The organism is Micromonospora sp. U56 (assembly GCF_018070095.1).
Lineage (GTDB): Bacteria > Actinomycetota > Actinomycetes > Mycobacteriales > Micromonosporaceae > Micromonospora > Micromonospora purpureochromogenes.
Genome location: NZ_JAGPYL010000014.1, coordinates 32204 through 45760 on the forward strand (window position 1 = coordinate 32204; position 13557 = coordinate 45760).

The following is a 13557-nucleotide window of genomic DNA, read 5'->3' on the forward strand; positions in this document are numbered from 1 at the left end:
ATGAAGATCGTCGGGTTGATGTCCGGCACCTCGTACGACGGGGTGGACGTGGTCGCCGCCGAGTTCACCGCCGACGGCGACACGCTGCGGATGCGTCCGCTGGGGCACCGGGGGCTGGACTACGACGACGCCCTGCGCGAGTCGATCGGCGCGCTGCTGCCCCTGGCGGCCACCACGATCGAGGCGGTCTGCCGGCTGGACAACGCCCTCGGCGAGGTCTTCGCCGCCGCCGCCGCGCTCGGCGTCGAGCTGGCCGGCGGGCGGGCCGACCTGGTGGTCTCGCCCGGCCAGACCGTCTTCCACTGGGTCGAGGGCGGCACCACCCGGGGCACCCTCCAGCTCGGCGCGCCGGCGCGGGTCGCCGCCCGGGTCGGCGTACCCGTGCTGGCGGACCTGCGCTCGGCGGACGTCGCCGCCGGCGGGCAGGGCGCGCCGCTGGTCCCCGCCTTCGACGCGCTGCTGCTCGACGCGGCCGGCGGGCCCCGGGCCGCGCTCAACCTCGGCGGCATCGCCAACCTCACCGTCGTCGCCCCGGGCGCGCCGGTCCTCGGGTACGACGTCGGCCCGGCCAACGCGCTGCTCGACGCGGCGGCCCGGCGGCTCCTCGGCCGCCCCTGCGACCTCGACGGCGCCCGCGCGGCGGCCGGCCGGGTGCACGGCGGCCTGCTGGACGCGCTGCTCGCCGAGCCGTACTACGCCGCGCCGCCCCCCAAGTCCACCGGCAAGGAACTCTTCCACGCGGGATACCTGGACGATCGGCTGGCCGCGCTGGGTGAGCCGGTGGCCCCGGACGACGTGCTGGCCACCCTGACCGAGCTGACCGCCCGCACGGTGGCCGCCGCATGCGACCGGCACCGGGTCACCGAGGTGGTCGCCGCCGGCGGGGGAGTGCGTAACCCCACCCTGCTGGGCCGGCTGGCCGCCCTCGGGGCCGGGCGCTGGCGGCTGCGCACCACCGACGAGCTGGGCGTCCCCGCGCAGGCCAAGGAGGCGTACGCGTTCGCCCTGCTCGGCTGGCTCTCCTGGCACGGCCTGCCCGGGGCGATCCCCTCGGTCACCGGCGCCCGCCGGGCGGCCGTGCTGGGCGCCTGGACGCCGGCCGGGCCGCCGCACGGCGCCACCCCGCCCACGCCGCCCCGGCGGCTGGTCGTCGTGCCGTGAACCTGGGAACCAGCTGGGATGATCCACGGCCGAGCTGCGGTGCGGCGGGCGGCCGATAGACTCTTCGCTCATGAGTGTTGAAGAGGGCACAGCCAACTACGGTCGGCTGCTGGGCGCCGTCCGCGGTCCGCAGGACGTCAAGCGGATGACCGCCGAGCAGCTGGACATCCTCGCCGCCGAGATCCGTGACTTCCTGATCGCCAAGGTCTCCCGCACCGGCGGGCACGTCGGCCCCAACCTGGGCGTGGTGGAGCTGACGCTGGCGATGCACCGGGTCTTCGACTCTCCCCGCGACCGGCTCCTGTTCGACACCGGCCACCAGTCGTACGTACACAAGATCCTCACCGGGCGGCAGGACGGCTTCGACAAGCTGCGCCAGCGCGGTGGGCTCTCCGGCTACCCCAGCCAGGCCGAGAGCGAGCACGACCTGATCGAGAACTCGCACGCCTCCACCGCCCTGTCGTACGCCGACGGGCTGGCCAAGGCGTACGCCCTGCGCGGCGAGCAGCGCAGCGTGGTCGCCGTCGTCGGTGACGGCGCGCTCACCGGCGGCATGTGCTGGGAGGCGCTGAACAACATCGCCACCGCCGGCAACCCCCTGGTCATCGTGGTCAACGACAACGGCCGGTCGTACTCGCCGACCATCGGCGGCCTCGCCGACCACCTCTCCTCGCTGCGGCTCAACCCCGGCTACGAGAAGGTCCTCGACACCGTCAAGGACGCCCTCGGCTCCACCCCGCTGGTCGGCAAGCCGATGTACGAGGTGCTGCACGCGGTCAAGAAGGGCATCAAGGACGCGGTCGCCCCGCAGGCGATGTTCGAGGATCTCGGCATCAAGTACGTCGGTCCGGTAGACGGGCACGACATCGCCGCGGTCGAGTCGTCGCTGCGCGCCGCGAAGAACTTCGGCGGCCCGGTGATCGTGCACGCGGTCACCCGCAAGGGCTACGGCTATCGCCCGGCCGAGGAGGACGAGGCGGACCGCCTGCACGGCCCAAGTAGCGCCTTCGACGTCGAGACCGGCAAGCTGCTCGCCGCCCCGTCGGTGAAGTGGACCCAGGTCTTCGCCGACGAGCTGGTGGCCATCGCCGACGAGCGGCCCGACGTGGTGGGCATCACCGCCGCGATGGCCGAGCCCACCGGCATCGCCAAGCTCGCCCGCAAGCACCCCGAGCGGGTGTACGACGTCGGCATCGCCGAGCAGCACGCCGCCACCTCGGCCGCCGGCCTGGCGATGGGCGGCCTGCACCCGGTGGTGGCGGTCTACGCGACCTTCCTCAACCGCGCCTTCGACCAGGTCCTGCTGGACGTGGCGATGCACAAGCTGCCGGTGACCTTCGTGCTCGACCGGGCCGGCATCACCGGGCCGGACGGGCCGAGCCACTACGGCATCTGGGACATGTCCGTCTTCGGCGTGGTGCCCGGCCTGCGCATCGCCGCGCCCCGCGACTCCGCCAGCCTCCGCGAGGAGCTGCGGGAGGCCGTCGCCGTCGACGACGGCCCGACCATCGTCCGCTTCCCGACCGGCACCGTCGCCGCCGACCTGCCGGCCGTACGTCGGATCGGGACCGTCGACGTGCTGGCCGAGTCGGCGCGTACCGACGTGCTGCTCGTCGCGGTCGGCTCCTTCGGCCAGCTGGGCATGGAGGTCGCCGCCCGCCTCGCCGAGCAGGGCTACGGCGTGACCGTGGTCGACCCGCGCTGGGTCCGCCCGGTCCCGGCCGAACTGGTCGAGCTGGCCGCCGGGCACCGGCTCGTGGTCACCGTCGAGGACGGCGTCCGGGTCGGCGGCGTCGGCGACGCGCTCGCCCAGTCGATGCGGGACGCCGACGTCCGGGTGCCGCTGCGCGACCTCGGCGTGCCCGCCGGCTGGCACCCGCACGGCACCCGCGCGCAGATCCTCACCGACCTGGGGCTCACCGCGCAGGATGTGGCGCGCAACGTCATCGGCTGGATCTCCGGCCTGGACGCGGAGCCGGTGGAGCCGGTCCGGCTGCGGGCCAGCGAGGCCAGCCCCAACTGACCGGTACGACCCGACGGGCGGTTCCGCAGTCGCGGGGCCGCCCGCCGCCGTCTCCGGCCCGGTTCCGGGTGCCGGTCGCCCGCGTGATCGACTCCGTGTCGGCGAGGCGGGGGTGTCCTGGTCGCGTGATCGACTCCGTGTCGGCGACATGGCGGTTTCCTGGTCGCGTGATCGACTCCGTGTCGGCGACATGGCGGTTTCCTGGTCGCGCTCATACCGCCGTTCCGGCGACACGGAGTCGATCGAGCCCACGCGGTGCGAGCGGGACGGGTGGTGCGGAGCGGGACCGGCGGTGTGGGGCCTGCGCGGTGGGTCAGCGGCCGCCGACGGAGCGGTAGTAGGTCTTCTCCGCGCCGGCCAGGCTGAAGGTCTGCCTCGCCGCCGGCATCGGCACCACGGCCAGGCCGGGGCGGTCCACCAGCCGGGGCGTGCCCGGTGGCACCGAGAGCGAGGCGTCCCGGGTGCCCCGCCAGGTCAGCACCACCAGCGGCTGCCCGGGCACCGGCAGCACGTACGTCTGCAGGGGGTTGGACCGGTCCGCCGGGGAGACCACCGGGGTGCCGCCGTCGGCGGGCCGGTAGACCACCGCGGTCATCGTGCCGGCGTCCGTCTCCCAGGTGAGCTGCTCCAGGTCGCCCGGGTCGCCGCCGCCCAGCGCCATCTCGCCGATCGCCCGGACGCTCACCTTCTCCATCGGCCACGACTCCGGGGCCGAGCGGGGCGCGTCCCGGTCGCCGATGCGGCGCGGGACGCTGCCGAACGGGCCCCGCTCGTCGGCGAGCACGCAGGTGTCCAGCCCGTCCAGGGCCCGGCGGCCGGAGCCGGTCTCGTCCCGCACCAGCGGGTAGCGCGGCTCGGCGGTGGCGGTGCCGAGGTCGAGCAGGCGCTCGGCGGCGCGACCGCGCGGCAGGGACTCGGTGGCCCGCAGCGTCGCGGTGACCGGCACGGCCGCGCAGGCCGGCACGCGCACCGGACGGCTCAGCCCGTCGGAGAGCACCAGCGCCCGGCCGTTCGGGCCGAGCAGGCGCTCCACCCGCCCCGAGGTGAGGTAGCGCCGGCCGTCGGCCAGCTGCACCGGCAGGACGTCGGCGTAGGCGAGGTAGCCGGGGTCGGAGTACTCGCTGGCCCGGGTCACCGTGTACCGGCCGCCGTCGCCGGTGAGCTGGAGCAGCCAGGACGCGCCCTCGCCGGGCACGTCCGCGGCGACCAGGGCCAGCCGGGTGCCGTCGACCTCCCCGGCGAAGAGGATGCCGGAGGAGGGCAGGTGGGCGCGGTCGTCGATCGGCGACCGCCAGGCGCTCACCGCCTCGGTGACCGCCCGCGTCGCGGCGGCGTCCCCGGCGAGCGAGCCGCGCGGCGGCCAGACCGGCAGTGTGCCGTCCAGGCTGTCGTAGCCGACCCGCAGCTCGCGGGCCCCCCGGTCGGCGACCGGGCCGCAGGCGGTCGCGGCCAGCACCATGGTGAGCAGTGCGGTGGCCGTCGTGCCGCGGCGGCGGACTGAAGCCACCTCTACGCCTCCCGATCGCCTCGCCGTCGTTGCCGGAAGCCCACATGGTACGCAACGGTCGGGGAGCGCCTCGCGGCCGTGTCCGACGGCCACAAGGGACAGCAGTGTGAATTCCGGGCTATTCTCCGGCTCCGGTAGACTCCGCCGACTGTGACGTCTGTCGAGCCCCGTGGCGCCTCCGCACCGGACCCCGACGCCTCTCCGGGTTCCGCCCGCGGCGCCACGGCGACCGCGACCGCGTTCCCGGCCCGGGTCCTCGACACACCGGCGGCGAAGGCACCCGCTGCCACCGCCTCGACCGGGAAAGCGCCGGCCGTGCACGCACCGGTCGTCGACCCACCCGCCCCGACGGCACCGGTCGTGGACGCGCCCGCCCCGGCGGCGCCGGCCGTGGACGCGCCCGCGCCGACCGCGCCGACCGTGGACGCGCCCGCCCCGACGGCGCCGGCCGTCGACGCGCCGGCGCGGGGCGTACCCGGGAAGCGGCCGGCGACGGCGGACGGCGACGGTGCGACGGCGCCCGCGCGGCGCTGGCGCTGGACGGCCCGGCGCAAGGACCTCGCCGTCTACGGGATCTTCCTGCTCGTCGCGCTCTGGGTGACCAGCCAGCTCTGGGTCGACCCGGCCGGCCGGGTCGCCTCGTTCTACAGCAGCGACCCCGCCCAGGTGCAGTTCTTCCTCGCCCACTCGGTACGCGTGGTGCTGTACGGCGAGTTCCCGTTCTTCACCGACCAGTTCAACTACCCCGACGGCGTCAACCTGATGGCCAACACGGCCGTGCTGGCGCTGGGCATTCCGATGGTGCCGGTCACCCTGCTCTTCGGACCGGCCGTGTCCTTCGTGGTGCTGGTCACCCTGGGTCTCGGCGGCACCGCCGCCGCCTGGTACCACGTGTTCTCCCGGCACCTGGTCCGCCGGCGGCTGGCCGCCGCGGTGGGCGCCTGGTTCTGCGGGTTCTCACCGGCGATGCTGTCGCACGCCAACTGGCACCCGAACATCATCTCCCAGTTCCTGCTGCCGTTCATCGTCTGGCGGGTGATGGTGCTGACCCGCTCCACCCGGCCGGTGCGCGACGGCGCGCTGCTGGCGCTGCTGGTCACCGTGCAGGCGTTCATCAACGAGGAGATCCTGCTCTTCACCGCGCTGGCCTGCGGCGTCTTCCTGACGGCGATGGTGGTGCAGCGCCCGGCGCTGTGGTCGGTGGCCTGGCGCCCGCTGGCCAAGGGGCTGCCGGTGTGCACGGTGCTGGCCGGGGCGCTGCTGGCGTACCCGCTCTACATCCAGTTCGCCGGGCCGATGGCGTACCACGGGCTCAGCGACGCGGTCCGCGACTACGGCAACGACATCGCCGCCTTCTTCGCCCCCGGCTCGCCGACCTTCGGCGGCAACGAGCGGGCGAACGTCAACCTGGCCCCGAACTACTCCGAGGAGAACGCCTTCTTCGGCTGGAGCCTGTCGCTGCTCGCCGTCGGCATCGTGGTCTGGCTGCGCCGCGAGGTGCTGGTCCGGGCGCTCGCCGCGACCGGGTTCTTCTTCGCCGTGCTCTCGCTCGGCGAGCGGGTGTCCTGGTGGGACCGGGACCTCTTCACCGGCCCGTGGGACGTGCTGGTCCGGCTGCCGCTGCTCGACGCGGTGGTGCCGACCCGGTTCGCCCTGATCACCAGCGTGGTGATCGGCATGCTGCTGGCGCTGGCCGTGCAGCGGGCGTGGACGCTGCGCGGGATCGAGTGGCGGCACGCGAAGACGGTCACCGTCGGCGCCCTGGTGCTCGCGCTGCTGCCGATCGTGCCGATGCCGTTGAAGGTGACCTCCCGCCCGCCGGTGCCGACCTTCATCACCGCCGACCGCTGGCGGCAGTACGTCGGCCCGGACCAGACGCTGGTGCCGGTGCCCGTGCCGAGCATGGGCAACACGCACGGGATGCGGTGGGCGGCCTCCACCAACCTCGACTTCAAGATCCCCGGCGGCTACTTCCTCGCCCCGCGCAACGGCAACACCGGCGATCCGGGTCGCTTCGGCGGCCGGCCCAGCGGCATCGGCGAGCTGCTCGACGAGGTGGCCACCACCGGCCGTACGCCCAAGCTGGACGACCGGCAGCGCCGCCGCTGCCTGGACGAGCTGCGCCACTGGAACGCGGCGGTCCTGGTGCTGCCGGTCGGCCACCAGCACGCCGAGCCGCTGCGGCGCACCGTCGAGCAGCTGGTCGGCCCGGCGAAGCGGGAGCTGGACGTCTGGGTCTGGGACGTCCGGCCGCTGACCGCCCGTACCGCCTGACCCTCCCCGCCCTCGGGGGCCGGGTGGGCGGTCAGCCGACCAGCGGGCGCACGTCCCAGAGCCACACGTCGTCGACCCGCTGCGCCGGCCCGATCAGGCCGGTCATCAGCTCGCGCAGCACCGCCTCGCGCGGGTGCGCGCCGAGCACCACCACCGAGGCCTTCCAGAAGCGCAGGTCCTCGACCGCCTGGCGGCGGTTCTCCTCGGTCAGCGCCGGCACGGTGCCGGTGTCCATGCTGGCGTAGATCAGGGTGCTGGTGGGCCGGTTCGGCGCGCCGAAGACCCCCTCACCGTCGAGGTTGGGCCCGATGAAGTAGCCGCCCGGCACCGGGAACTCGTGCCCGGTCAGCGCGCTCCAGCGCAGCGTGGGCAGGCCGTGCACGTTGCTCGGGATCGGCACCGGCACCAGGGTCCGGCCCGCCGGGACGTACGGGCGCCAGCCGCCGGCGGTGATGAAGTGCGGCGGCGGGTCGATCGGCTGCGCCGGCAGCGGGCGCGGGAACAGCGGCAGCACGGCGAGCGTGATCGCCGCGTACCCGACCGGCCGGACCCAGCGCCGGGCCGGCGTGGCTTTCGCCGCCGTCGTGCCGGCGTCGTCGGCCGCCGCGCGGGGGGCGGGGACCCGGGCGCGGCCGTAACCCGCTGCCGCGTCCCAGGCGAGCGCGAGCAGGACGCCGACCGCCGCGGCCACCACCAGGGCCAGCCGGGTCGGCATCATCATCTCCACCAGCGGCAGGTCGTCCGGGATGTACGCCCACGGGCCGTCGACCGTCGTCTCCACGCCGTCGAAGCGCACCTTCGGGCCGATCGCGGCAACGGTGAAGACCAGCACCAGCACGCCGGCGATCCGGGCCGGCAGCGAGCGACGCCAGAGCAGCACCAGGGCGACCAGCGCCACCAGCACCAGCGGCCAGCCGAACCAGGTGTTCTGCTCGGTCAGGCCGATGGTCTTCTCCACCGCCTCGTCACCGGCCACGGTGTCCCGGGCGAAGGTGACGAAGGCCATCAGGTCCTCGCCCCAGTTGTGGAAGACCCCACCCTGCAACCCACGGTAGGACTGCGGGCCGTTGAACTGGTACCAGATCGGGTAGGCGGTCAGCAGCAGGGCCAGCCCGCCGCCGAGGCCGAGCGCGGCCAGGAAACCGGCCGCCCGGGCCCGCGCCGCGCGGGGCCGCTGCACCACGTACGCCAGCACCGCCACCAGGCAGGCCAGCGCGGTGAGCAGCAGCATCTCCTCGTTGATGAAGATCTGGTACGCCACCAGCAGCCCCAGCACGACCCCGTCGCGCCGCCACCGGCCCGGCTCGCCCAGGCGCAGCACCCGGGCCACGATCACCGGCAGCAGGAAGTTGGAGACGAAGTTCGGCTGCCCGTTGGCGTGGTGCACGATGCCCGGCGCGAACCCGAGGAAGGCGCCGCCGACGAAGGCCGCCGCCCGCGAGCGCACCAGGTGGCGCGACAGCATCCAGTACGAGGTGCCCGCGGTCGCGGCCAGCGCGCCGCCCAGGTAGAGCGCGTACGTCACCTGCGGACCGAAGAGGAGGGTGACCGGCGCCAGCGGCAGGGTCATGCCCAGCAGCGAGGTGTTGGCCATCATGTTCACCCCGTCCGGGGCGTTCTGACGGGCGCTGAACAGCGGGTTCTCCAGGTGGCGCACCGAGTACGCGCCGTGCTGGAAGAGCCACTCGAACCAGCTGTGGTCGGTCGGCAGGTGCGACGAGACCCGGTGCTGCACGTCCACCCAGTAGTTCAGGCACACGAGAACGCCGAGCAGCACATAGGCTCCGATGGCCAGGACGTCGGCCCGGCTCGGGCGTCGACGGGGCCGCCGTGCCGGATCGGCCGCGACGGGCTCGACCGCCTCGGGCGCGGACGTCTGGTTCAACGAGGGATCTACCACCGGCACAGCCACGACGGGCCATCGTACAGGCGGTGACGGGCCGCACCCGCCGGGCCGGTGGGGCGTCCCACACGGTGCGCTGCGGCCGGCAGCCAGTGGTCGGGGGGTGGTCGGGCGTGGCGCTCATCGATCTGGGTGACGTCCGCGAGGAGTCGGCGCCGGAACCGCCTCGGCGTCCGCCGCGCACCGTCGGGCGGCCGGCGCGGGTGGCGGCGGCCCTCGTGCTCACCCTGGTCTCGCTGGCCGGAGCGGCCCCGGTGGCGGTGGCGGCCAGCTTCACCGTCCCGGCCCGGTCCACCACCACGGCCTTCCTCCAGGGCGACCGGCTGTTCCTGCTGGACCCGGCGGACGCGCCCGCCGGGCGGGGCGGGCAGTTGACCGCGTACGCCGTCCCGGCGGTGGGCGACGGTCCACTGGAGCCGCTGTGGCGCACGCCGCTGCCGGCCGCCGGCACCGACGGTGCGGTCTTCGTCCACCGGGACGTGGTGCTGGTCACCGGCGGCTCGGTCGAGGCCGGGCCGCGCCGCGCTCTCGCGTTCGACCTGGCCACCGGGCGGCTGCGCTGGGAGCGGCCAGGGCACGTCGCACCCGCGGGGGACGCGTTGCTGGCGGTGGAGAACGAGAGCGCGGAGCCGGGGCGGGTCAGCTCCGTCGACCCGGCCACCGGGCGGGTCGACTGGTCGGTGGCGACGCCGGTGGAGGCCACCACCTACCGATTCCGGCCCGACGGTGTCGACCGGATCGTGGCCAGCCCCTCCTCCGGGCAGGTCGAGGTCTGGGACGCCCGCAGCGGGGTGCGGCTGCGCAGCGCCGACCTCCGCCCCGGCGAACTCCCCGTCCATCAGCGGAGCCAGTCGGTCGACGAACTGCTGCTGATGCTCCGGGACAACGCCGCCCTGGTGACCGCGTACGGGCTGGACGAGCTGGACCGGCGCTGGGAGATCCGGCTGGGACTGGTCGCCTACTTCGCCGCCTGCGGGCCGCTGCTCTGCGCGTACGGGCAGACCGGCGGGATGTGGGCGCTGGACCGGGCCACCGGAAACGTCCGGTGGCGGGCCACCCGCTGGCACGAGACGCTCATCGAGCGGGAGGGCCGGATGCTGGTCAGAGGCCCGGGCAGCGGCGCACAGGACTCCTTCGCGGTCCTCGACACGGCCACCGGGCGGGCCGTCACCGACCTGGGCACCTGGCAGGTGTCCGGCCGGTATCCGGCCGGGGACCGGCCGATCGGGGTACGGCCCGCCGACGGCGACCGGCTGTTCGTCGCCGAACTGGACGTCGCCGGCGGCCGGACCCGTGTCCTCGAGGTGCTCGCCGGGGTGACCGGCGACTGTCAGGCCGGCCCGCGACTGCTGCTGTGTCGCCGCAGTGGCGGTGGCTTCGGCATCTGGCGGCTGAACCGATGACCGTCATCGACCCGGGCGAGGTGGGCCATAGCGTCGAACGGGTCCGACCGCCCCGCTGATCACCAGTTCGGCTGGGCGGGCGGCGCGGGCAGCGGCACCGACGCCGGGTGGACCACGTACGCCGCCCCGCCGCTGCCGTCCTGCCAGGCCGCCTCGAAGCGCGCCCGGTCCACGATCCGGCGCACCGACGCGTCGTCCGGCGCGTACGGGTCGTTGAGCACCGGGTCGCCGGCCTCGGTGAAGCCGACCAGCACCATCAGGTGCCCCCGGGTGTCGTAGTCCAGCCCGGGCACCTGACCGGCGCGGAACGCCGCGGAGACCACCAGCGGCACGCCGGCGGCCACGAACGCCTCCGCCTCGGCCAGCGAGCGCAGCCGGGTGACGAACGCCTCCACCCCGTGCAGTCCGGCGTACGCGGTGTTGAACGCCCAGTTGCCGGCCCCGTCGTACGCGTGGTCGTAGCAGTGTCGGGCGGCGTGCACCACCACCGGGCGGGGGCCGGGCGGCTCGACCCAGGCGTACCGCTCGGGCGGCGGCCCGGCGCCCCAGAAGGCCAGCACCATCGACATGCAGGTGGGGCTGCACCAGGAGTCCCCGCCACCGCCCCAGCGCGACTCGCCCCCGACGGCGTGCCGGCGCTGGGAGTAGCGGGGCACGGCCAGCACGACGCCCCGCGCGCCGGCCACACCCGCGCCGGCCGCCGGCCCGATCGGCGGGCGGCGGGCCGGTCCCGAGGCGACCGCGCCGACCGTGCGCAGCACCGGGCCGGTCGCCGCGCCCACCGGGCGCAGCAGGGTCACCCGGACCTGCCAGCCGGTCACCGTGGCCTCGCCGACCACCAGCGTGTCGGTGTCCACCCGGGCGTCGGGGTCCCGCTGCCCCGGCACCGAGGTGCGGCGTACCGGCTCCTCGCCCTCCGCCCAGCGGGCCAGCGTGTACCAGCCGGTGGTCGGGGCGTCCGCGTGCCAGCCGCGCAGCTCCACCTCGACCCAGCAGCCGGGCGGGGTCCGGGCTGTCCAGGAGGGCACCAGCTCCGCGACCGCGAAGCCGGCCGGCACCGGGGGAGCGGTCCAGCTCCCCACCTCGTACGTCCCGCCGTCGTGCGTGCGCCGGTCGACCGGGTCGGTCAGCTCCAGCCCGCCGGCGTGCGACCGGACGCCGACGCCGGTGCCGAGGCGCGCGTCGACGGCGAGGCGGAAGCCCCGGTAGGCGATGTCCCGCCCGGTCGGTGTCGCGGTCACGGCCCGTCCCCCTGTAGATCAGTGCCAAAAGCATCCCGTACCCCGGAGGTTTCTTGCAACGACCCGGGCGGGCGGTGACGTCGGTTTGGCGGTCGGCACTAGGTTGTCGGGCAGGTCGGCGAGGAGGTCGGGATGCGGGTGCTGGTGGTCGAGGACGAGCGGAATCTCGCCGACGCGATCGCGCGCGGGCTGCGCAAGCGCGGCATGGCGGTCGACGTGGCGTACGACGGCGACACCGGCCACGAGGCCGCCTTCGTCACCCGGTACGACGTGGTGGTCCTCGACCGGGACCTGCCCGGCGTGCACGGCGACCAGATCTGCGCCGACCTGGCCGCCTCCGGCACCCTGACCCGGGTGCTGATGCTGACCGCCAGCGACAGCGTCGCCGACCGGGTGGAGGGGCTCGGCCTCGGCGCCGACGACTACCTGCCCAAGCCGTTCGCCTTCGACGAACTCGTCGCCCGGGTGCAGGCGCTCGGCCGGCGGGCCACCCCGGCCGCCCCGCCGGTGCTGGAGGTCGGCGACGTGGTGATCGACCCGGCCCGCCGGGTGGTCACCCGGGGCGGGGCCCCGGTCGACCTGACCAACAAGGAGTTCGGCGTCCTCTGCGAGCTGGTCAAGGCGCGCGGCGCGGTGGTCTCCAGCGAGGAGCTGCTGGAGCGGGTCTGGGACGCCAACACCGACCCGTTCACCACCATCGTCCGGGTCACCGTGATGACCCTGCGCAAGAAGCTCGGCGACCCGCCACTGATCGAGACGGTCGTCGGCGCTGGCTACCGCACGGCCGAGGTGAGCGCGTGAGCCGGCGGCTGCGCCCCACCCTGCGGCTGCGGCTGACCCTGCTCAACGGGGTGCTGCTGGTCGGCGCCGGCGCGGTCCTGGTGGTGCTGGCCTGGCTGCTGGTCCGTGACGCGCTGCGCCCGAGCGACGAGCTGCGGCCGGGCACCACCGTACTGCTGGCCGACGGCCGGTCGCTGGACGCCGCCGACTGGCAGCGCCAGCTCGTCGACGCCGCCTCGCAGGAGCTGCTGCTGAAGGGGCTCGTCGCGCTGCTGGCGATCAGCGTGGTCGGGGTGGCCGGGGCCTACCTGGTGGCCGGCCGGGCGCTGCGCCCGCTGCACCAGGTCACCGCCACCGCGCAACGGCTCGGCGAAGCCACCCTCGACCAGCGGATCGGCTGGTCCGGGGCGGACGACGAGGTGGCCGAGCTGGCGCGCACCTTCGACGCGATGCTCGACCGGATCGCCGCCGCGTTCGAGTCGCAGAAACGCTTCGTGGCCAACGCCTCGCACGAGCTGCGTACGCCGCTGGCCGTGATGCGTACCGAGATCGACGTGACGCTCAGCGACGACGAGGCGGACACCGCCGAGTACCGCCGGATGGCCACCGTGGTGCGCGACGCCTCGGAGCGGGCCAACGGACTGGTGGACGCGCTGCTGGTGCTGGCCCGCAGCGAGGCGCAGACCGGCCGCCGGCTGGCCCGGCGTACCGAGTGCGACCTCGCCACCGGCACCGCCAACGCGCTGTCCGCGATGGCCCGGGAGGTGGAGCGGATCGGGCTGCGCGTGCAGACCTCGCTGCGGCCCGCCCCGGTGGTCGGCGACCCGGGGCTGCTGGACCGGCTGGCCGGCAACCTGATCGAGAACGCGGTCCGCTACAACCACCTGCACGGGCGGCTCTGGGTGCGCACCGACTCCGACGGGTGGACGTCCCGGCTGGTGGTGGGGAACACCGGGTTCGAGGTGGACCAGGCCGACGTGCCGGGGCTGTTCGAGCCGTTCCGGCGGGGCGGACGGGAGCGGACCGGGGCGCGCGGCTCCGGGCTGGGGCTCTCCATCGTCCGGGCGGTCTGTGACGCGCACGGGGGCACCGTGACGGTGCTCGCCCGCTCCGGTGGCGGCCTGGAGGTTACCGTCGCGCTGCCGGCCGCCGACGTCGAGTGCCCGGCGCCCCCGGCCCGCTCCGGCGGCGCCGCGCCGGCCGTCCGGTCGGAGCCGCACCGGAGGCGGTGACGCCGGCCCGCCCGGGCGTCCGTACGCTGCCCA

General features: G+C 75.1%; 9 protein-coding genes. 6 read left to right on the forward strand and 3 right to left on the reverse strand.

Features of this window, described 5'->3' with window-relative positions; genetic code table 11:
- Together KBX37_RS07940 and dxs are read left to right on the forward strand one after the other, a co-directional pair.
- Window positions 1-1161, forward strand: coding sequence for an anhydro-N-acetylmuramic acid kinase (locus KBX37_RS07940; protein ID WP_210775266.1), 1161 nt, complete (start codon window positions 1-3; stop codon window positions 1159-1161).
- Window positions 1162-1231: 70 nt separating this feature from the next.
- Window positions 1232-3184, forward strand: coding sequence for a 1-deoxy-D-xylulose-5-phosphate synthase (gene dxs, locus KBX37_RS07945; RefSeq protein WP_210775267.1), 1953 nt, complete (start codon window positions 1232-1234; stop codon window positions 3182-3184).
- A 313-nt stretch (window positions 3185-3497) separates the two neighbouring features.
- On the opposite strand, the gene KBX37_RS07950 is transcribed toward dxs, so the two are convergent.
- Window positions 3498-4691 carry a hypothetical protein gene (locus tag KBX37_RS07950; protein ID WP_210775268.1) on the reverse strand — a complete coding sequence of 398 codons (1194 nt, stop codon included), beginning with the start codon at window positions 4689-4691 and terminating at the stop codon, window positions 3498-3500.
- Between the two features lie 150 nt (window positions 4692-4841).
- On the opposite strand from KBX37_RS07950, the gene KBX37_RS07955 reads away from it, so the two are divergent.
- Window positions 4842-6965: a hypothetical protein gene (locus tag KBX37_RS07955; RefSeq protein ID WP_374103693.1), complete on the forward strand. Its 2124-nt coding sequence runs from the start codon at window positions 4842-4844 to the stop codon at window positions 6963-6965.
- 31 nt (window positions 6966-6996) lie between these two features.
- Here the strand turns inward: KBX37_RS07955 and KBX37_RS07960 are convergent, their stop codons facing one another.
- Window positions 6997-8865 carry a hypothetical protein gene (locus tag KBX37_RS07960; RefSeq protein ID WP_210775299.1) on the reverse strand — a complete coding sequence of 623 codons (1869 nt, stop codon included), beginning with the start codon at window positions 8863-8865 and terminating at the stop codon, window positions 6997-6999.
- A 116-nt stretch (window positions 8866-8981) separates the two neighbouring features.
- Between KBX37_RS07960 and KBX37_RS07965 the strand changes: the two genes are divergently transcribed.
- Window positions 8982-10271, forward strand: a complete 1290-nt coding sequence (locus KBX37_RS07965; RefSeq protein ID WP_210775269.1) for a PQQ-binding-like beta-propeller repeat protein — start codon at window positions 8982-8984, stop codon at window positions 10269-10271.
- Window positions 10272-10330: 59 nt separating this feature from the next.
- Here KBX37_RS07965 and KBX37_RS07970 read toward each other — a convergent pair whose 3' ends face one another.
- Window positions 10331-11512 (reverse strand): peptidase C39 family protein, encoded by a 1182-nt coding sequence (locus tag KBX37_RS07970; RefSeq protein WP_210775270.1) that lies wholly within the window; start codon window positions 11510-11512, stop codon window positions 10331-10333.
- Between the two features lie 132 nt (window positions 11513-11644).
- Here KBX37_RS07970 and KBX37_RS07975 point away from each other — a divergent pair, with 132 nt between their 5' ends.
- Both KBX37_RS07975 and KBX37_RS07980 read left to right on the forward strand, forming a co-directional pair.
- Entirely contained in the window at window positions 11645-12313 is a 669-nt protein-coding gene (locus KBX37_RS07975) for a response regulator transcription factor (RefSeq protein WP_088963314.1), read from the forward strand.
- On the forward strand, window positions 12310-13524 hold the full coding sequence (locus tag KBX37_RS07980) for a HAMP domain-containing sensor histidine kinase (protein WP_307848993.1): 1215 nt from the start codon (window positions 12310-12312) through the stop codon (window positions 13522-13524). Before KBX37_RS07975 ends, KBX37_RS07980 begins: the two co-directional genes overlap by 4 nt.
- Window positions 13525-13557: the final 33 nt, after the last annotated feature.

What these genes read in the sequence shown, in the direction of transcription:
- KBX37_RS07940 (WP_210775266.1), top strand. Translation starts at nt 1, where the DNA reads ATGAAGATCGTCGGGTTGATGTCCGGCACCTCGTACGACGGGGTGGAC.
- dxs (WP_210775267.1), top strand. Translation starts at nt 1,232, where the DNA reads ATGAGTGTTGAAGAGGGCACAGCCAACTACGGTCGGCTGCTGGGCGCC.
- KBX37_RS07975 (WP_088963314.1), top strand. Translation starts at nt 11,645, where the DNA reads ATGCGGGTGCTGGTGGTCGAGGACGAGCGGAATCTCGCCGACGCGATC.